The following is a 19,368-nucleotide window of genomic DNA, read 5'->3' as shown; positions in this document are numbered from 1 at the left end:
TGTCAGCCCCGGCCGCCGGTCGCGTCAGGCGGCGGGCAGCCGGACCTCGAAGCGGCAGCCGCCGGGGACGTTGCGCACCGCCGCCCGGCCCTTGTGGGCCTCCACGATCCCCCGGACGATCGCCAGGCCCAGGCCCGCTCCGGCGGGCGGGGTCCGTGCGTCGGTGCCGCGCCAGCCGGTGTCGAAGACACGGGGCAGGTCCTCCGCGGGGATGCCGCCGCAGCCGTCCGTCACCGACACGACGACGCTGTTCGCCTCGCGGCGGGCGGAGACCGCGATCGTGCCGTCGGCCGGGGTCCGGTGGATGGCGTTGACGAGCAGGTTGGCCAGTACGCGGGACATCTCGCGTCCGTCGACCTCGACCGGGACCCGCTCGACCCCGTCACCGACGATCCGCACACCGTGCTGCTTCGCGAGGGTGGCCGTGCCCGCGAGCGCGTCGCCGACGAGGTCGTAGACCGACATGCGGGTGGTGTTCAGGGCGAGGACGCCGGCCTGGATGCGGGAGAGTTCGAAGAGGTCGCCGACCATACCGCTCATGCGCTCGACCTCCGCGCGGATGCGGGCGTGGTACAGGCTCGGGTCGTCGACCATGCCGTCCTCCAGGGCCTCGGTCATGGCCTGCAGTCCGGCGAGCGGGGTGCGCAGGTCGTGGGAGATCCAGGCGACCAGTTCGCGGCGGGATTCCTCCAGGGCCCTCTCCCGCTCCCTGGACGCGGCGAGCCTGGCGCTGGTGGCGGCCAGTTCACGACCGAGTTCGGCGAGTTCGGCGGTGGGCGCGGCGGCGGGCGCGGTGAAACCACCGCCGTCGCCGAGGGCGCGGGTGGCCTCGGCGAGGGCCCGGCTGCCGCGGACCACGCCGCGGCCGAGCGCGAGCGCCACCCCGAGCGAGACGACCGCGGCGATGGAGCAGACCATGGTCACGACCCACAGGTCGTGGTCGGACAGGAACATGGCCCAGGACACCAGCATGGTTCCGGCGAGCATCGCCGCGACCGTGACGGCGGCGACCACCGCCAGGGACACCGCGACCGAGCGGTTGCGCAGCAGCCGCAGGACGCCCGTGCCGAGCAGGCCGGCACAGGCCGCACCGATGGCCGCGTAGGCCACGATGAGGAGGGTGTCATGCACCATCGGGGGCTCCCTGGTCCGCGGTCGGAGGGTCGAACCGGTAACCCACGCCCCACACGGTGCTGATCAGGCGGGGGTGTGCCGGGTCGTCCTCGACCTTCTCGCGCAGCCGCCGGACGTGGACGGTGACGGTCGACAGGTCGCCGAACTCCCAGCCCCACACCCGGCGCATCAACTCCTCCCGGCCGGCGGCCCGCCCGGGATTGCGCAGGAAGAACTCCAGCAGGTCGAACTCGCGGATCGTCAGGGCGAGTTCGGTCCCGTGCCGCGTGACACGGCGAGCGCCTGGGTCCAGGGCGAGGGCGCCGGCCCGCAGCCCGGATCCGGCCGGGGCTGTCCGGGTGGCGTGGTCTCCCGTACGGCGCAGCACCGACTCCACCCTGAGCACGAGTTCGCGGGGGCTGAAGGGCTTGGTGACGTAGTCGTCGGCCCCGACCTCCAGGCCGAGGATGCGGTCCTCCTCGTCACCGCGCGCCGTCAGCATGACCACGGGGATGGGGCCGTTGTCGCGGATGCGGCGGCAGACCTCGAGGCCGTCCATGCCGGGGAGCATCAGGTCCAGGACGACCAGGTCGGGGACCCGGACGGCGGCCATGGCCACGGCGGCGGGGCCGTCGGCGGCCACGTCGACGTCGAAGCCGGCCCGGTTCAGGTAGCCGACGACGACCTCGGAGACGGTGGCGTCGTCGTCCACGACGAGTACGTGTTTCACGCCACCGAGTGTGGCACCCGGCCTTCGGCCGACGGCGGGAGCGGAGGCGGACGTCAGCGATCCGTAAGGTGCCCATATCCCTTTTGGGCTTTTTGTCTCCGTAGGGTGAGTGGGGTGATCGAGACTTCCCCTCCTCCTTCCGCCCCGGTGGACGTGGTACTGCCCTGCCTCGACGAGGCCGAGGCCCTGCCGTGGGTGCTGGATCGCATCCCCTCCGGCTGGCGCGCGATCGTCGTCGACAACGGGTCCACCGACGGCTCGGCGGACATCGCCCGCGCCCTCGGGGCGCACGTGGTCCACGAACCGCGCCGCGGTTTCGGTGCCGCCTGCCACGCGGGGCTCACCGCCGCGACGGCCGACGTCGTCTGCTTCTGCGACTGCGACGCCTCCCTCGACCCCGCGCTGCTGCCCGCCGTCGCCGTGCCCGTCGTCGACGGCGTGGCCGACCTCGTCCTCGGGCGGCGCAGGCCCCTTACGCGCGGCGCCTGGCCCCTGCACGCCCGGCTGGCCAACCTGGAACTGGCCCGACTGGTCCGCCGGCGTACCGGCCTGCGCCTCCACGACCTCGGACCGATGCGCGCCGCCCGGCGCGATTCCCTGCTCGCCCTGGACCTGACCGACCGTCGCTCCGGCTACCCGCTGCAGATGGTGGTCCGCGCCGCCGACGCGGGCTGGCGGGTGGAGGAGACGGACGTGCCGTACCGCCCGCGCACGGGCCGCTCCAAGGTCACCGGCACCTGGCGCGGTACCTGGCACGCGGTACGGGACATGCGTTCCGTCCTGGCCGAACCCCCCACCGCCGACCCGGCGCCCGCGGCAACGGCCCGGGGGACCGGACGATGAGCCCCCGCCACCCGGCCGGGAACCCGGCCACGCTGTTGGTCATCGCCAAGGAGCCCGTCCCGGGGCGGGTCAAGACACGGCTCACCCCGCCCTACACACCCCTGGAGGCGGCCACCCTCGCGGAGGCCGCCCTCGCCGACACGCTGCACACGGTGCTCAAGACCCCCGCTCGGCGTCGCGTCCTCGTTCTCGACGGCGCTCCCGGACCCTGGCTTCCGCCCGGCTTCGACGTCGTGCGCCAGGACACCGGCGGTCTGGACGAGCGGATCGCGGCCGCCTTCGCCCGCTGCGACCGCGGACCGGCCCTCCTGGTCGGCATGGACACCCCGCAACTGACCGTTGAACACCTCGCGGAGGCCGGACGCGACGGCCACGACGCCTGGTTCGGTCCGGCCGAGGACGGCGGCTTCTGGGCGCTGGGACTCGCCGATCCGGGGCGCGCCGAGGCCCTCGTACGCGGCGTTCCGATGTCCACCGGGCACACAGGTGCGACGCAGCGGCGCCGGCTCGTCGAGGCGGGGCTCAGCGTGGGCGACCTGCCGGTGCTGCGCGATGTGGACACCGCCGCCGACGCCGCCGCGGTCGCCGCGTGCTGCCCGCCCGGCTCGCGCTTCGCCACCACGCTGAACTCGCTCGCGGAGACCGGCCGGTGAGCGACACCGCAGGCGGTTCGGATCCCGCCCTCGCCGAGCGGACGCCGCGGACCGCGGCCGGCTGGAACCCCCGGACGGTGGCCCGCCCCGCCGGTCTCCCCGCACAGTCGCAGGCGGCCAAGCGGCAGTGGCCGGCGCAGCCGGGGGAACCGTGGACGGACGACCCCTACGCCCATGCCCTGCGCACCGGTCGCGGCCCGCTCTTCCTGCGCCGCCTGTCGCCTCCGGCCCCACCGGACGACGCCGGAGGGGGAGGGGAACTGCTTCCGCTGGACGTCGAGCGCTGGTGCGCCGCCCCCGACGCCGCCGACGCCGCCGTCCTGAAGCGCTGCACCGGCCCCGTCCTCGACGTGGGTTGCGGACCGGGGCGTCTGGTCGCCGCCCTCGCCGTCCGGGGGGTTCGGGCACTCGGCGTGGACGTGAGCCCGGCCGCCGTGGCCCGGACCCGGCAACACGGCGGTTCCGCCGTACGCCGGTCCGTCTTCGACCGCCTGCCGGGGGAGGGGCGCTGGGGAAGCGTCCTGCTGATGGACGGCAACGTCGGCATCGGTGGCGACCCGTTCGCCCTCCTCACGCGCCTGCGCACCCTGGTCGCGCCGGGTGGAAGCCTCCTGGCAGAGGCCGCTCCGCGCGACGAGGACGAGCGCCTCACCGTCCGGGTCGAGGACGGCCACGGCCGGCACGGCCGCCCGTTCCCCTGGGCCCGCCTCGGCACCAGTGTCCTGCTGCGCACCGCCGAGGCCGCGGGGTGGATCCCGGCCGGCCGGTGGACGGCCGAAGGCCGGGCGTTCGTGGAACTGCACCGCCCGCGGGCCGGCCATCGTGCCGGGCCCCCCGCGGCCACCGGAGGGCCCGGACGGCCATGAGCGACACAACCGCCGCACAGCACCAGTCCCCGCAGCCGCCGTCCCGTCCTACGGAGGCGCGCGTCAACCGCGCACCTGACCGTGTCCGCACCGTCGCCGTCGCGGTCCTCCTCGCCGCACTGACCGTCGTCGTCATCGGCACCCTCCGCGCCGGCGACAGCCAGAACGAACCGGGCCGCCTGTTGGCAGGATACGCCGTCGCATGGACACTGTTCGCCGCCTCGGCATGGGCCGTTCGAAAGGTGCCGGCACGCGCCGCCACCGCACTGGTCCTGACCGGAGCGGCCGCCGTGACGCTGGCCGGGCTCGCCGCACCTCCCCGCACCAGCACCGACATGTACCGCTACGCCTGGGACGGCCGTGTCCAGGCCGCAGGGATCTCCCCGTACGCCCATCCCCCCGCCGCACCCGAACTCGCCAAGCTGCGGGACGACTGGCTGTTCCCCGTCACGGATTCCTGCCGGGCCTGGGGACTGACCCGAACGGACAGCGGCCTGTGCGCCCGCATCAACCGCCCCACCGTCCCGACCATCTACCCGCCCGTCGCCGAAGGCTGGTTCGTGACCGTCCACATCCTGTCTCCGCCCGGCAGCCGCCACAAGCCGCTCCAAGCAGGCGGCGCCGTCGTGGCGTTCGGCACCACCGTCGCCCTGCTCGCGGTGCTGCGCAGGCGCGGCGACCAGCGCGGGGCCCCGGCCCGCACCGCCCTGTGGGCGTGGTGCCCGGCCGTCCCCTTCGAGGCGGTCGACAACGCCCACGTCGACACCCTCGGTGTCCTGCTGACCGTGCTCGCCCTCGGTACCGCCACCGCGGGCGCCCGCCGAGGAGGACTGCTCGGCGCCGCCGTCGCCGTGAAACTGCTGCCGCTCCTGACGCTGCCCGGCGCGCTGTCCGGGGAGCGCAGTCCGGCCCGCATCCTGCGCACGGTGTCGGCGGCGGTCGCCGTGGTCGCCCTCGCCTACCTGCCGTACGTCGCCGTGTCCGGCACGGGCGTCCTGGGCTACCTGCCCGGCTACCTGCAGGAGGAGGGATACGAACCCGGTGACGTGCACCGCTTCGCCCTGCTGCGGCTGCTGCTCCCGGACGCCGCCGCAGGAGCGTTCGTCCTCGTGCTGCTGGCACTGCTGGCCCTGTACGTATGGTGGCGCGGCGACCCGGCCCGCCCCTGGCGCGGCGCCCTGCTGCTGACCGGTACGGCGCTGCTGCTGGTCTCGCCCAACTACCCCTGGTACTCACTGCTTGTCGTCGGCCTCGTCGCGCTCGACGGCCGCTGGGAGTGGCTGGCCGTCACTCTCGCCGGCACGGTCCTCTACCTCGGGGGCCGGTTGCTGCCGGGCGTCCCGCTCCAGGCGTGGGCCTACGGCGCGGCCGCCGTGTGCGTCGCCTGCGCGGCCTGCCTGCGCGCGGCCCCGGCACAGCGACTCCTGGCCCGGCGCCGGCCGAGCACCTGACGTACCTCGACCCGGGGCGGGGGGCCGCCCGCTCGGTCAGCCGGCGGCTTCTTCCGTGCGATCGGTGTCCCAGCGGGTGTGGAAGGTGCCGGGGCGGTCGGTGCGGCGGTAGGTGTGCGCGCCGAAGTAGTCGCGCTGGGCCTGGATCAACGCCGCGGGGAGCCTTGGTGTGCGCAGGGTGTCGTAGTGGGCGAGGGCGGCGGCGAAGGCAGGAACGGGGACGCCGTCGCGGGTGGCGTGGGCCACGACCAGGCGCCAGGGGAGCTGGGCTTCGCCGACTTCCCTTGCGAAGCCGGGGTCGGCGAGAAGGCCGGGCAGCGCGGGGTCGGCGGTGTAGGCGTCGCGGACGCGGTCGAGGAAGGTGGCGCGGATGATGCAGCCGGCACGCCATACCGCGGCGACGGCGGCGAGGTCGGTGTTCCAGCCGTAGGTGTTGCTGGCGGCGTGGATCTGGTGGAGGCCCTGGGTGTAGGAGATGACCTTGGAGGCGTACAGGGCCTGTTCGACCTGGTCGGTGAAGCGGGCCGCGTCGCGTGCGCCGAGGACGGTGCGGGAGGGGCCTGGCAGGGTGGCGCCGGTGGCGCGCAGGGCGGTGTGTCCGGACAGGGAGCGGGCGAAGACGGCCTGGGCGATGCCTGAGACGGGGACACCCAGGTCGAGGGCGGTCTGCACGGTCCACCGCCCGGTGCCCTTCTGTTCGGCGGCATCGGCGATGACGTCGACGAAGGGGAGACCGGTGTCGGCGTCGTGGTGGGCGAGGACCTCGGCGGTGATCTCGATGAGGTAGGAGTTCAGGCGGCCGGTGTTCCACCGGCGGAAGACCTCGGCGATCCGGGCGGGCTCCCAGCCGGTGGAGTGCCGCAGCAGGTGGTAGGCCTCGGCGATGAGTTGCATGTCGGCGTACTCGATGCCGTTGTGGACCATCTTGACGAAGTGGCCGGCGCCGTCGGGGCCGAGGTGGGCGACGGCTGGGGTGCCGTCGGGGGTGGTGGCGGCGATGTCGGTCAGGACGGGGGCCAGGAGCCGGTAGGCCTCCCGGGAGCCGCCGGGCATGATGCTGGGGCCGTTCAGGGCGCCGTCCTCGCCGCCGGAGATGCCGGTGCCCAGGAAGTGGATGCCGCGCTCGTGCAGGGCGGCCTCGCGGCGGCGGGTGTCGGCGAAGTGGGCGTTGCCGCCGTCGACGATGACGTCACCGGGATCGAGCAGCGACGCGTACTCGGCGATCACGTCGTCGGTGGGCTTGCCGGCCTGCACCATGACGATCAGGCGGCGGGGCCGCTGCAGCGCGGCGACCATCTCCTTGGCGGAATCCGCCGCGATGAAGGTGCCCTCATGACCGAAGTCGGTGAGCAGGGCCCGGGTGCGGGCGCGGGTGCGGTTGTGGACGGCGACGGTGTAGCCGTGCCGGGCCAGGTTGCGGGCGAGGTTGCGGCCCATCACGGCGAGGCCGGTGACGCCGATCTGTGCGGTGGGGAACACGGTTCTTCCTTCGGGTTTCTGACGGGCTGTCTGCGGTGCGACTCGTGTGGTCGTCTCTGGTAGGGCAGGCCACCGCCGGCTCAGGCCGGCTGCCGGCGGTGGCCACGACGCCGACCCCTGTGTCGTTCCGGTGACTTCAGGCTGCGGCTTGCCGCGGCGGAAGGAAGGCACCGGCGGTCTCCGGGTCGGGCCACGGCGTGACGGTCTCCCCGGCGACGAGCCAGCCGTAGGCACCGCCCCGCTTCAGGCGCAGCTCGTAGAGGAAGGGGGCGGCGGTGTCGCTCATGCGACGGTAGAGGAGCGCGGTCGCGTACTCGCCCTGGTCCTCGGTGTGCAGGACCTCGTACTCGGTGGACAGGGGCGCCTCACCTGCCTGTCCCCGGGCGGCGAACTCCGCGAAGACCTCCTTGCGGGGAGCTGCCGCGATGGCTCCTTCCCGGGTCGGGAAGAGGATCGCCATGTCGTCGGTGTAGAGCTTCTCCATGGCGTCCATGCGGTAGTTGCTGCCGTCGTGCACGACGCGGGAGATGAACTCCTGCATCTCAGTGGTGATGGCACTCATGGCTTTTCTCCTTCTGCTGGGTGTTGAGGTACGCCGGCGGTCAGTCCGGTCGAGGGCCGACCGGCGGCGGCATTTTTTGTGGATGGCAGGGCGAGGATTCACTCGGACTCTGGCCGACACCTGCATCTGGCCCTGCGTGTACGCCGGGAAATGATCGTTCGACGTATGCCGAACAACCTAACACGGCCGACTTCACCCTGAACGTTGCGACCGACGTGACGGCGCTCTCATTGCACGTGCACACGGTGTCACCCATGCGTCGGAACAAAGTCCGTGAGCTATGCCACCTTCGCGACCTCCCCGGTCGGCGAATGGCCGGTGTACCGTCGCAAGCGAAGTTCGATGACCGGCGAACGTGGCGTACGCCCCGCCTGTTGTCGTGCGCGAAAGGGCCCCCACCCGCCATTGAGCGGCGTGACACTGTGCCCACACGAAATCAACGCAACATTGGCACCGCATGGCAGGGCGCTGTTTTCCTGCGCGAAATGGGCCGCCGAACTTCCCTCAGGCCCACGTCAGGTATGTCCCGCGGTATCGAAATGACCGACTGGAGTGAGTAACGCATGGCGAGTCAAACGAGCAATCTCAGCCGTCGACGGTTGCTGTACGCCATGGGGGCGCTGGGCGCGGGCTCTGCCGCGGCGGCGATGACGTCCGGAGTCGCCGAGGCCGTCACGGGAACGGGCGCCACCACTGGTGGCCTGTCCGCGCCACTTCCGGGCAACGGGGCGGTCATGCCCATGAGGCTTCACGTGCCTGAGCGCATGCTGGACGATCTGCGGCGACGCCTGGCCATGACCCGGTGGCCGACCGAAGAACTCGTGGACGACTGGTCCCAGGGGGCTCCGCTGTGGCGGGTCAAGCGACTCGTGGATCACTGGCAGCGACACTACGACTGGCGCAGGGTGGAGGCGCTGCTCAACGGATTCGGGCAGTACCGCACCATGATCGACGGCGTGAGCATCCATTTCCTGCATGCCAGGTCACCGCACCGCGACGCCATGCCCATCATGCTCACCCACGGCTGGCCGGGCTCGATCCTGGAATTCCGCAAGGTGATCCGGCGCCTGACCCACCCGACCGAGTTCGGTGGATCCGCGCGTGACGCGTTCCACGTGGTCACACCGTCCCTCCCGGGATTCGGCTTCTCCGATCAGCCGGACGCCGTGGGATGGGGGCGCGTGAGGACGGCGAAGGCCTGGGCGAAGATCATGCCTCGCCTCGGGTACGACCACTACCTCTCCCAGGGAGGGGACTGGGGAGCTGCCGTGAATGTGCAGCTGGGTGTCCTGCGTCCCAAGGGGTTGCTGGGCATCCACCTGAATTTCCCGCAGATCGTTCCCCCTGATCTCGACCCCAAGCGCCTCACTCCGGAGGAGCGGGTCGCGATGAACCAACTGAACGCACAACAGCAGAACGAGATCGGCTACCAGCTCCAGATGATGACCAGGCCCCAGACCGTGTCCTATTCCCTGGCGGACTCCCCGGTCGGGCAGGCCGCCTGGATCTACGAGAAATTCGGGGTCTGGACAGACAGCGACAAGAACCCCGAGTCGGTCCTCAGCCTGGATGAGATGCTGGACGACATCACTCTGTACTGGCTGACGAATACGGCGGAGTCCGCCGCGCGCTTCTACTGGGAGAACTCCGACATCACCATGAACGCGGTCAAGATCGACGTGCCCATGGGTGTGACACTGTTCCCCAAGGAGTTCTACACGCCGCCCCGCGCATGGGCCGAGAAGGCGTTCCCCAACCTCGTCTACTGGAATCGGGCAAGCAGGGGCGGCCACTTCGCGGCGTTCGAGCAGCCGAAGATCTTCGCGGAGGAGGTGCGCCGATTCGGCCGGATCTTCCGCTGACATCCTGCTGCGCCACAGGCGGCCCACTGCCGAACACGGTGGGCCGCTTGCGTTTCTCCGGTTTGGCACGGCGTCGCCCGGCAGTCACCGAGAGCGACCTGCGGCGCGTGTCATGCCTCACCTTTCCCACCAAAGCGTTTCACACGCGTGTACCTTGTTCGTAGTTCGCCGAACATCGAACAAAGGAGAGAGTCCATGACCACCACTTCCCAGCTGCCCTTCTCCGGTCACGTTGCCATCGTCACCGGCGCGGGATCCGGCATCGGCCGTGCGACGGCACACGCTTTGGCGCAGGCCGGGGCGAACGTGCTCGGTGTCGGCCGCCGGATGGATGCCCTCGAGGAGACAGCCAAGGCCCACCCGAACATCGAAGCCCTGTCCGTGAACCTCGTCGACGACGGTGCGCCCGCGCAGGTCGTCAACACCGCCGTGGCACGTTGGGGACGGCTCGACCTGCTGGTGAACAACGCGGGCGCCACGGCCGTCATGCCCCTGGCCGAGGCGGACAAGCAGGTCATCACCGACCTGTTCGCCCTCAACGTGGTGGCCCCGAGCCTGCTCGCGCACGAGGCCCTGCCCCATCTGCGCACCTCCTCCGGCAGCATCGTCAACGTGTCGAGCACCTACGGACACCGCCCCATGTCCGGCGGATCCCACTACGCGGCCACCAAGGCCGCGATCGAGCAGATGACCCGCAGCTGGGCCCTCGAACTCGCGGCGGAGGGCATCCGCGTCAACTCCGTCGCTCCCGGCCCCACCCGGACCGACGTCATGGTCGCCGCAGGCCTGACCCCCGAGGCGATCAACGACATGTACGCGTACGAGCGCGACCGCATCCCCACGCACCGCATCGGGGACGTCGAGGACATCGCCCACTGGATCCTGCGCATGGCCGAGCCGGCCGGACGCCAGGCCACCGGGCAGGTCGTCACCGTCGACGGTGGCCTGGAACTCATCTGAGGTCACCGCCGTCACAGCCTGAGCGTCTGCCCGGTCTCCGCGGGCGCCAGGTGCGGGAGCTGCCGGGAACGGTTGGGGCCGCCGATGCGCCGCCGTTAGGGTGTCAGTAAGGCGTCAAGAAAAGGCGCCCGGTGTGCCGGGAAGTCTGGTCGGCGTTGTGAGGGGCCTTGTGCCCGTTGCCGTCGACGCCCCGGAGGTTCGCCCATATGGCCACCGCCCCCCGTTCCCGCCCCCCGTTCCTCGGCGCGCTCCCGTGGCCGGAGCGGCGGGCCGTCGCCCGGGCGCTGCGGACGGAGACGGTCGGCGGCCTGGTCCTGCTGGCCGCGGCAGTGGTGGCCCTGGTGTGGGCGAACAGTCCGTTCAGCGGCGCGTACGAGGCGGTACGCGACTTCCACTTCGGCATCCCCGCGCTGGGGCTGGACCTGTCGGTGGGGCACTGGACGGCGGACGGACTACTGGCGGTGTTCTTCCTGGTCGCCGGGATCGAGCTGAAGCGTGAACTCGTCGTCGGCGAACTGCGCACCCCTGCCACCGCCGCGCTGCCGGTCATCGCGGCCGTGTGCGGCATGGTGGTGCCCGCCGGGACGTACGCCGTGGTCGCGGCGCTCGGGGGCGGCAGTCCGAGCGGCTGGGCGGTGCCGATGGCCACCGACATCGCCTTCGCGCTGGCGGTCCTGGCCGTCGTCTCCACCCACCTCCCCGCGGCCCTGAGGGCCTTCCTCCTCACCCTCGCGGTGGTCGACGACCTGGGCGCGATCCTGGTCATCGCGGTGTTCTTCACCGCCGACCTCAACCTCTGGGCGCTGCTCGGCGCGACGGCCGGGCTCGCGGTGTTCTACGCGCTGCAGCGGCTGCGGGTCACGGGCTGGTGGTGGTACGTGCCGCTCGGTGTGGTGATCTGGGCGCTGATGTACAACAGCGGCGTGCACGCCACCGTGGCCGGGGTGGCCATGGGCCTGATCCTGCGGACCACCCGCGACGAGGACGAGGTGACCTCGCCCGCCGAGCGCACCGGCTACCTGCTGCACCCCTTGTCCGCCGGTGTCGTCGTCCCGCTGTTCGCCCTCTTCGCCGCCGGGGTCGGCGTCTCCGCGGGTGCCCTGGGGGAGGTGTTCACCAGGCCCGAGCCACTCGGTGTCGTCGTGGGCCTGGTGCTGGGCAAGATCGCCGGCATCTTCGCCGGAACCTACCTTGCCGCCCGTTTCACGCGGGCCCGGTTGAATCCGGACCTCGCCTGGGCCGACGTGTTCGGCCTCGCCACCCTGGGCGGCATCGGCTTCACCGTGGCCCTGCTGATCGGCGAGCTCGCCTTCCCCGCGACCGCGCAAGGTGAGCACGTCAAGGCCGCGGTCCTGGTGGCCTCGGTGATCTCGGCCTGCATGGCCTCGCTGCTCCTGCACCGCCGCAACCGGCTGTACCGGCGGCTGTGCGCCGAGGAGGACGTCGACGCCGACGGGGACGGCATCCCCGACATCTACCAGCGTGGCGGCGCGAGCCCGGCGACAGCCGAACAGGCGGACTGATCCCGCGTTCGTCCGGGCGGCGTATCCCCGCTGGCACGCGGACGCCGTCCTGCCGAGGCTGGCAGAGGGTTCATCCCGTGTGGGCGTGATGACGGTACCGGTCTCGAAGGAGAACACGATGTCCGCCGATTCCGCGCTGAAGGGCCCCGAGTCGGCGATCGTCGCCGCCAACCAGGCCGCACGAAGCCTTCTGCCGTTCGAGGACAACCGCGACCTGGACGACGCCGGCCGTGGTTTCCTCGGCACCGTCGGGCAGCGGGAGATCACGGACCGCGACGGTCGCACGGTGTGGTCCCTGGACGCGTACGGCTTCCTCGACGCCGACTGCCCGGACACCGCGCACCCGAGCCTGTGGCGGCAGAGCGCTCTCGTCGCCCGGCACGGGCTGTTCGAGGTGGCCGAGGGCATCTACCAGGTACGAGGCTTCGACCTGTCCAACATGACGGTCGTCGAGGGCGAGCGGGGCATCCTGGTCATCGACCCCCTCCTGTCCGTCGAGACCGCCGCGGCCGCCCTGGCCCTGTACCGGCACCACCGCGGCGACCGCCCCGTCAGCGGCGTGCTCTACACCCACAGCCACGCCGACCACTTCGGCGGCGTCAAGGGCGTCGTGACCGCAGAAGAGGCCGGAGCCGGACTGCCCGTCATCGCCCCCCAGGGTTTCCTGACCCACGCCGTCAGCGAGAACGTGTACGCGGGCACGGCGATGGCGCGCCGCGCCGCCTACATGTACGGCGCCGCACTGCCCAAGGGGACGCAGGGTCAGATCGGGGCAGGTCTGGGGCAGACGACCTCCACGGGCACGGTCAGCCTAATCCCGCCCAGCGTCGAGATCATGCGCACCGGCCAGACGCACACCGTCGACGGCATCCGCATGGTCTTCCAGCTCACCCCCGAGACCGAGGCGCCGGCCGAGCTGAACATCCACTTCCCCGGCCGGGCGGCGCTCTGCATGGCCGAGAACGCCACCCACAACCTCCACAACCTGCTCACCCTGCGCGGCGCCGAGGTCCGGGACCCGCGCGTCTGGGCGCAGTACCTCACCCAGACCATCCAGCTCTTCGGCGCCTCCTCCGACGTCGCCTTCGCCTCGCACCACTGGCCGACCTGGGGCCGCGCACGGGTGCTGACCTTCCTGTCCGACCAACGCGACCTGTACGCGTACCTGCACGACCAGACCCTGCGCCTGATCAACCAGGGACTCACGGCCCTGGAGATCGCCGAACGGATGCACCTGCCGCCGGCCCTGGAACACGTCTGGCACACCCACGGCTACTACGGCTCCGTCAGCCACAACGTCAAGGCGATCTACCAGCGGTACCTGGGATGGTTCGACGGCAACCCCGCCCACCTGTGGGAACACCCGCCCACCGAGGCCGCCACCCGCTACGTGGAGTTCATGGGAGGCGCCGACGAGGTCCTGCGGCGCGCCCGCCGGTCCTACGCGGACGGCGACTTCCGCTGGGTGGCCCAGGTCGTCAACCACGTGCTGTTCGCCGACCCCGGAAACACCGAAGCGCGGGAGCTGCAGGCGGACGCCCTCACCCAGCTCGGCTACGGCAGCGAGAACGGGACGTGGCGCAACTTCTTCCTCACCGGCGCCCTCGAACTGCGCCACGGCCCGGTCGGCACGCCCACCGTCACCGCGTCGCCCGACGTGATCTCCGCGCTCTCCCTCGACCAGCTCTTCGACTCCCTCGCCATCCGCGTCGACGGCCCCGCCGGCTGGGACGCGGACATCACCATCCGCTGGAACGTCCACGGCTCGGAGCCGATCACCTGGCGCCTGCACAACGGCGTGCTCACCCACGTGCCGGGCGAGGGCCCCGCCGCCACCGAACCCGACCTGGCGGTCACCCTCCCCGAAGCCGATCTGCGGGCCGTCCTCCTGGGAACCCTGCCGGCAGCCGACCTGGCGGCCCGAGCCGGCATCCAGGTGTCGGGCGACCCCGGCAAGCTCGCCGAACTCATGGCGCACCTCGTCGAACCCGACCCGGACTTCGCGATCGTCACTCCGTAGACGCCCCCCCCGGCTGCACGGGACCGGTCGGGTCCTACCCGCTGAGAGCGTCCACGAGGAAGAGGAACACGTTCAGGCCGAGCACGACGATGGCAACGAATCCCACGACCACCAAGGAGCAGCCACCGGCGATCGCGACCATGACCCAGGCGCGGCCGACGGCACGGCGGTATGCGGTGTCATCGTCCCACTCGTGATCCACCCTCGCACCCCTCGTCGAGGCACCGTACACCGCGGCTGCTGCGGCGAACGCGGGTGCGCGCGGCGGCCTCGGGCCTCCGGCCGGGTCGGGGCGAGCTGGGCCGGGGCAGGCACCGCGGGGGTTCCAGGCGGTGCCGGTTAGGCTGAGGCGTGTCCCTCATCGGCCGTGACCAGGAGCTTTCCGCGATCGGGGCCCTCCTCGACCGGCTGCGTGCCGGCGTCGGCGAACGCCTGGTCGTCACCGGGCCGCCGGGGGCGGGCAAGACCGCGCTGCTGGCCGCCGCGGCGGAACTGGCCGTCGAGCGCGGCATCCGGGTCGAGCACACCGGGGACCGCACGCTCCCCGCGTCCGCCGTCCCGCCGCTGGCGGAGCCCGTTCTGCTGCTGGCCGACGAGGGCACGGCCGAGGACCTGCCCGGGTCCGGCGCGCCCCCGGGACCGCGCGCACTGCTGGTCGCCGCCCGTGAGTACTCCGGGGACGGGACCGAGTTGAGGCTGGGCGGACTGTCGGGCGCGCGGTTCGCCGCGCTCGTGCCCGGGCTGCCGCCCGACGCCGTCCACGCCCTGTGGCTGGTCTCCGGCGGGCTGCCCGGTCCCGCGCTCTCCCTGGCCGAAGGGCTGAAGGGCCTGCCCGGGGACGCCGACCCGGCCGTGCACCTCGCGCTGGTCGCCCCGTCGCGGGCCCAGTTCCTCGAACTCGACCTCGGACTCGTCCGGTTGCTGGAGGAGGCCGCCGGGCGACCGGTCGCCCCTGCGGTCCGCGCCCGGGTGCTGGCCCGGCTCGCGCGCGAGCTGCTGGCCGACACCACGGCCCTGGCGCGCCGTCGTGACCTGGCGGACACGGCGCTTGGCCTGGCCCGCGCATCCGGCGACCCGGGCACGGTCGCCGAGGTCCTCGACAGCCGGCTGCACGCGCTGTGGGACCCGGCCGCCACCGCCGAACGCCTGGCCACCGCCGGGGAGATCGTCGCTCAGGCCCGCCGGGCGGGGGACGCGGCGGCCGAGTGCCGCGGCCTGTTCTGGCGCTTCGTGGCGTACACCGAGACCGGGGACCTGACGGCCGCCGAGGCCGCGCTCGCCGTGTACGTCGGCGCCGCGGAACAGGCCGGCCACACCGACGCCCACGTGGTGGCGCTCGCCCGGCGGGCGATGCTCGCCACGGCCCGGGGCCGGTTCGAGGAGGCCGGGGAACTCGCGGACCGGATCCTCGTCGCCGGGCACAAGGCGAGGGTGAGCGACACCGAGCGGCTGGCCGGTTCGGTGCGCCACCAGCTGGCCGTCGTACGGGGCGGCGCCGAGACCCCGGTCGAGCCCTGGCAGCGGATGGCGCGCCGACTGCCCGGGCACTTCTTCGAGGCAACGGCGGCCCGGGCGATGCTGGAGTCGGGACGCGAGGTCGAGGCCGGTCTGGAACTGGAACGGCTGCTGCCGTCGGTGCTCGCGGGCACCGGCCCGCGGTGGATCGGCGCGCTGGCCGACCTCGCGGTCGTCGCCTCGCGGACCGGTGGCCCGGCGGCGGCCGCCGCACTGTACGACGCGCTGCTGCCCTACCAGGGACGGCTGGTGGTGTGGGGCGGCGCCAACACCGTCACCGGACCCGTCGACGACTACCTGGGGCGGCTGGCGGCGCGCCTGGACCGGCCGGACGCCGCCCTCGGCCACCTGGACGCGGCAGCCGAGCTGTCCCGTAGTACCGGCGCCCTCCCCTGGCTCGCGCGCACCCTGGCGGCACGCGCGGAGGTCCGCACCCGGCGCGACGGCCCAGAGGACCGGGAAAGGGCGGCGGAGGACGTGGCGCAGGCCCGGTCGATCGCGGAGCGGCTCGGCATGGACGGTCTCCTTTCCACCCTCCGCGCAGCCGGTCCGCCGGACGGCCGGTGGCGCTGGGTGCTCGACGGGCGTGACTGGCGACTGGAGGCCGGCGGCGAGACGGCCCGGGTGCCCGACGGGCGCGGACCCCGTTACCTGCGCACGCTGCTGGCGTCGCCCGGCCAGGAGATCCCCGCGCTCGATCTCGTGGCGGGCGGCTTCGGGCTCGCGGCCCCGGCGGCCGACCCGTTGCTGGACGACACGGCACGCGCCTCCTACCGCCGACGGCTCGCCGTGCTCGACGACCGGCTCGACGCCGCCGACCGGGCCGGTGACGTGGACGCCGCCGCGGCCGTGCAGGCCGAGCGCCGGGCGCTCCTCGCGGAACTCCGGCGCGCGACCGGCCTCGGCGGCCGCCCCCGTGCCCACGGCGACGCGGCGGAACGGGCCCGGGTCGGCGCCACACGGGCGCTGTGGGGGACCGTCCGGCGCATCGAGGCCGCCGCGCCGCTCGCCGGCGCCCATCTGCGGGCGTCCCTGCGCACGGGCCGCCTCATGCGCTACCAGCCGGGCCCCGGCGGCCCCGGGCGCTGGCAGGTGTGACGCCGGTCACGAACGGATCGTTCCCCGCGGGGTTACGCCTCCTGTTGTGCACGGCACGCACCACAGGAAGGACACACCACATGAGCACCGGCGAAGCGCCTCTGACGTACGCGGGTCTGCGGGCGGAGCGCCGCGGCGAGCCGGACGGCCGACCGCCGCTCGTCCTGCTGCACGGCCTGAGTTACGACCGTCACCGGTGGGGCCCGCTCCTGCGGGAGCTGGAGATCGCCGACCCGGGGCGGAGCGTCCTCGCCGTCGACCTGCCGGGACACGGGCAGTCGCCGCCGCTGGACCGGCACGGGCTGGACGACGTCGCCGCCGTGGTGCACCAGGCGGTCACCGAGGCGGGCCTGACCCGGCCGGTCGTGGTGGGGCACTCCATCGGCGGTGCCATCGCCACCGCCTACGCCGCGACCCATCCGGTGCGGGGCGTGGTCAACATCGACCAGCCGCTGCGCGTCGGCGGCTTCGCCGACCTGCTGCAGCACAACGCGGACGTGCTGCGCGGCCCGGACCACGGCACGATCTGGACCGGCCTGCTCGGCCGCATGGGCATCGACGGCCTGCCGCCGGAGGCCCGCGCCCTCGCCCGGCCCGACGCGCCGCCCGCGCGTGAACTGCTGCTGGCCTACTGGGACGAGTTGCTGACCACCCCGCCCGCGCTGCTGGAGGAGCGGAACGCCGCCCGCCTGGAACGCATCGCGTCCCGGGACACGCCGTACCACTACGTCACCGGCGCCGAACCCGACCCGGACCACCTCAGCTGGCTCCGCAAGGCCCTGCCCGGCGTCACGGTCACCGTCCTCCCCGGCAGCGGCCATTTCCCGCACCTCGCCCACCCTGCGGAGGTCGCCCGGCTCCTGAGGTGAGGGCGGTGTGCGCCGCTCACCGAAGGCGCAGGTCAGCCGGGCATCCGGCGCCGCGCGAAGACCATGCCTGGCGGACCTGCTGGGGGCGCATCATGCTTTAAGTAACACATGGCCCCTAACCGTGTCGGATACCGACAGGGAGGCGATGGTCCGATGGCGAAGCTGCTCTTCGTTCTGACCGGGGCGTCGTACTGGACGCTCAAGGACGGCACCAGGCACGCGACGGGTTACTGGGCCGAGGAGTTCGCGGCCCCGTACAAGGCGCTCAGCGAGGCCGGCCACGAGATCACGGTCGCCACTCCGGGCGCGGTGATCCCGACCGTGGACATGATGAGCCTGCGTCCCGACATGGCCGGCAGCGCGCAGATCGCCCTCGACCTGGAGGAGATCATCCGCTCCGCGGAGGTGATGCGGCGGCCCATCCACCTGGCGAACGCCCGCGTGGAGGACTACGACGCCGTCTACTTCCCGGGCGGCCACGGGCCCATGGAGGACCTGTCCGTCGACCCCGACGCCGGCCGGCTGCTGACCGCGGCGCTCGCCTCCGGCAAGCCCCTCGCGGTCGTCTGCCACGCCCCCGCGGCGATGCTGGCGACCAGGATCCACGGGAAGTCCCCGTTCGCGGGCTACCGGGTCACGGCGTTCACCAATGAGGAGGAGGACGCGGTCGGCCTCGCCAAGCGCGCGCGGTGGCTGGTGGAGTCCGAACTCATCGACATGGGTGTCGAGTTCACCAAGGGCGAGATGTGGAAGCCCTACACGGTGGTGGACCGGAACCTGTTCACGGGCCAGAACCCCGCCTCCGCGGCCGTCCTGGCGGAACGCCTGCTCAAGGCGCTCTAGCGGGTGCATGCCCGGCCCCTGTCGGGGCCCTTCTGATGTGGCGGAGCCCAACGGGGCCCGGACCGGTGATCGTTGCCGGTCCGGGCCCCGTGGTCCGGGAGTGCCGGTCCCTCGCCCGCGAAGCATGGAAGGCGACCGGTCGTCTGGAGCCGGGTCGCCGTGGAGCGGTCGGCGGACACGCCTTCGCCGCCCTGCCGCCATCCCGTGGCCGCCGCCCCGTCACTGGAGGCGCAGGCTCTCCCCGTAGATTCGACCTGCGAGTGCGCTGCGAGCGGACGAACATCAACACCCTTCAAGCGGGCCTCCTCGATGCGACACGGAGGCTTGCGGCATGGAAAGGCTTCACCTGTGGCTGAGCTGTTCTACGACGACGATGCGGACCTGTCCGTCATCCAGGGCCGCAGGGTCGCGGTCATCGGCTACGGGAGCCAGGGGCACGCGCACGCGCTGTCGCTGCGCGACTCGGGTGTGGACGTGCGGGTCGGCCTGCACGAGGGCTCCACGTCCAAGGCGAAGGCCGAGGAGCAGGGCCTGCGCGTGGTGACCCCCGCGGAGGCCGCGGCCGAGGCCGACGTCATCATGATCCTGGTCCCGGACCCGATCCAGGCGCGGGTGTACGAGGAGTCCGTCAGGGACAACCTGAAGGACGGTGACGCGCTGTTCTTCGGTCACGGCCTGAACATCCGTTACGGCTTCATCAAGCCCCCGGCCGGTGTCGACGTGTGCATGGTGGCGCCCAAGGGCCCGGGTCACCTGGTGCGCCGTCAGTACGAGGAGGGCCGCGGCGTGCCGTGCATCGCGGCCGTGGAGCAGGACGCGACCGGCAACGGCTTCGCGCTGGCGCTGTCCTACGCCAAGGCGATCGGCGGCACCCGCGCGGGCGTCATCAAGACGACGTTCACCGAGGAGACCGAGACCGACCTGTTCGGTGAGCAGGCGGTGCTGTGCGGTGGTACGGCGGCGCTGGTCAAGGCCGGTTTC

General features: G+C 72.7%; 17 protein-coding genes. 12 read left to right on the top strand and 5 right to left on the bottom strand.

What is annotated here, in order from left to right:
- Positions 1 to 24: 24 nt before the first annotated feature.
- Together PV350_RS20895 and PV350_RS20890 are read right to left on the bottom strand one after the other, a co-directional pair.
- On the bottom strand, positions 25 to 1,134 hold the full coding sequence (locus tag PV350_RS20895) for a sensor histidine kinase (protein ID WP_500335309.1): 1,110 nt from the start codon (positions 1,132 to 1,134) through the stop codon (positions 25 to 27).
- On the bottom strand, positions 1,124 to 1,843 hold the full coding sequence (locus tag PV350_RS20890; RefSeq protein WP_499509840.1) for a response regulator transcription factor: 720 nt from the start codon (positions 1,841 to 1,843) through the stop codon (positions 1,124 to 1,126). Before PV350_RS20890 ends, PV350_RS20895 begins: the two co-directional genes overlap by 11 nt.
- Before the next feature lie 114 nt (positions 1,844 to 1,957).
- On the opposite strand from PV350_RS20890, the gene PV350_RS20885 reads away from it, so the two are divergent.
- Genes PV350_RS20885 through PV350_RS20870 form a run of 4 tightly spaced genes read left to right on the top strand, consistent with a single transcriptional unit; the run spans position 1,958 to position 5,656 of the window.
- Positions 1,958 to 2,686, top strand: a complete 729-nt coding sequence (locus PV350_RS20885; RefSeq protein ID WP_500335307.1) for a glycosyltransferase family 2 protein — start codon at positions 1,958 to 1,960, stop codon at positions 2,684 to 2,686.
- Positions 2,683 to 3,339 carry a TIGR04282 family arsenosugar biosynthesis glycosyltransferase gene (locus PV350_RS20880; protein ID WP_500335305.1) on the top strand — a complete coding sequence of 219 codons (657 nt, stop codon included), beginning with the start codon at positions 2,683 to 2,685 and terminating at the stop codon, positions 3,337 to 3,339. The genes PV350_RS20885 and PV350_RS20880 overlap by 4 nt, the downstream gene beginning before the upstream one ends.
- A complete protein-coding gene (locus PV350_RS20875) occupies positions 3,336 to 4,205 on the top strand; it encodes a class I SAM-dependent methyltransferase (RefSeq protein WP_500335303.1) in 870 nt (289 codons plus the stop codon). Before PV350_RS20880 ends, PV350_RS20875 begins: the two co-directional genes overlap by 4 nt.
- Entirely contained in the window at positions 4,202 to 5,656 is a 1,455-nt protein-coding gene (locus PV350_RS20870) for a glycosyltransferase 87 family protein (RefSeq protein ID WP_499509836.1), read from the top strand. Before PV350_RS20875 ends, PV350_RS20870 begins: the two co-directional genes overlap by 4 nt.
- A 36-nt stretch (positions 5,657 to 5,692) precedes the next feature.
- Here PV350_RS20870 and gnd read toward each other — a convergent pair whose 3' ends face one another.
- Positions 5,693 to 7,135, bottom strand: coding sequence for an NADP-dependent phosphogluconate dehydrogenase (gene gnd, locus PV350_RS20865; protein ID WP_500335301.1), 1,443 nt, complete (start codon positions 7,133 to 7,135; stop codon positions 5,693 to 5,695).
- 136 nt (positions 7,136 to 7,271) lie between these two features.
- On the bottom strand, positions 7,272 to 7,697 hold the full coding sequence (locus tag PV350_RS20860; protein ID WP_499509834.1) for a hypothetical protein: 426 nt from the start codon (positions 7,695 to 7,697) through the stop codon (positions 7,272 to 7,274).
- Between the two features lie 563 nt (positions 7,698 to 8,260).
- Here PV350_RS20860 and PV350_RS20855 point away from each other — a divergent pair.
- The 4 genes from PV350_RS20855 to PV350_RS20840 all read left to right on the top strand — a co-directional run bounded on the left by PV350_RS20855 (position 8,261) and on the right by PV350_RS20840 (position 14,062).
- Entirely contained in the window at positions 8,261 to 9,559 is a 1,299-nt protein-coding gene (locus tag PV350_RS20855; RefSeq protein ID WP_500335299.1) for an epoxide hydrolase family protein, read from the top strand.
- 195 nt (positions 9,560 to 9,754) lie between these two features.
- Positions 9,755 to 10,519, top strand: a complete 765-nt coding sequence (locus PV350_RS20850; protein WP_500335297.1) for an SDR family NAD(P)-dependent oxidoreductase — start codon at positions 9,755 to 9,757, stop codon at positions 10,517 to 10,519.
- A gap of 206 nt (positions 10,520 to 10,725) precedes the next feature.
- Positions 10,726 to 12,042, top strand: a complete 1,317-nt coding sequence (nhaA, locus tag PV350_RS20845; protein ID WP_500335295.1) for a Na+/H+ antiporter NhaA — start codon at positions 10,726 to 10,728, stop codon at positions 12,040 to 12,042.
- A gap of 118 nt (positions 12,043 to 12,160) precedes the next feature.
- A complete protein-coding gene (locus PV350_RS20840) occupies positions 12,161 to 14,062 on the top strand; it encodes an alkyl/aryl-sulfatase (protein WP_500335293.1) in 1,902 nt (633 codons plus the stop codon).
- 34 nt (positions 14,063 to 14,096) lie between these two features.
- Here the strand turns inward: PV350_RS20840 and PV350_RS20835 are convergent, their stop codons facing one another.
- A complete protein-coding gene (locus PV350_RS20835) occupies positions 14,097 to 14,264 on the bottom strand; it encodes a hypothetical protein (RefSeq protein WP_500335291.1) in 168 nt (55 codons plus the stop codon).
- 149 nt (positions 14,265 to 14,413) lie between these two features.
- On the opposite strand from PV350_RS20835, the gene PV350_RS20830 reads away from it, so the two are divergent.
- The 4 genes from PV350_RS20830 to ilvC all read left to right on the top strand — a co-directional run.
- Positions 14,414 to 16,675 carry an AAA family ATPase gene (locus PV350_RS20830; RefSeq protein WP_500335290.1) on the top strand — a complete coding sequence of 754 codons (2,262 nt, stop codon included), beginning with the start codon at positions 14,414 to 14,416 and terminating at the stop codon, positions 16,673 to 16,675.
- An 80-nt stretch (positions 16,676 to 16,755) separates the two neighbouring features.
- On the top strand, positions 16,756 to 17,544 hold the full coding sequence (locus PV350_RS20825; protein ID WP_500335289.1) for an alpha/beta fold hydrolase: 789 nt from the start codon (positions 16,756 to 16,758) through the stop codon (positions 17,542 to 17,544).
- Between the two features lie 153 nt (positions 17,545 to 17,697).
- The gene (locus PV350_RS20820; protein ID WP_500335287.1) at positions 17,698 to 18,387 is read left to right on the top strand and encodes a type 1 glutamine amidotransferase domain-containing protein; all 690 of its coding nucleotides are present in this window, start codon (positions 17,698 to 17,700) and stop codon (positions 18,385 to 18,387) included.
- Between the two features lie 348 nt (positions 18,388 to 18,735).
- Positions 18,736 to 19,368: ketol-acid reductoisomerase (ilvC, locus tag PV350_RS20815; protein WP_500335285.1), on the top strand; the 633-nt coding region annotated here is incomplete at its 3' end.

This window comes from Streptomyces sp. PA03-6a (genome assembly GCF_033792765.1).
GTDB lineage: Bacteria > Actinomycetota > Actinomycetes > Streptomycetales > Streptomycetaceae > Actinacidiphila.
This window is presented reverse-complemented; position numbering and strand designations above follow the sequence as displayed.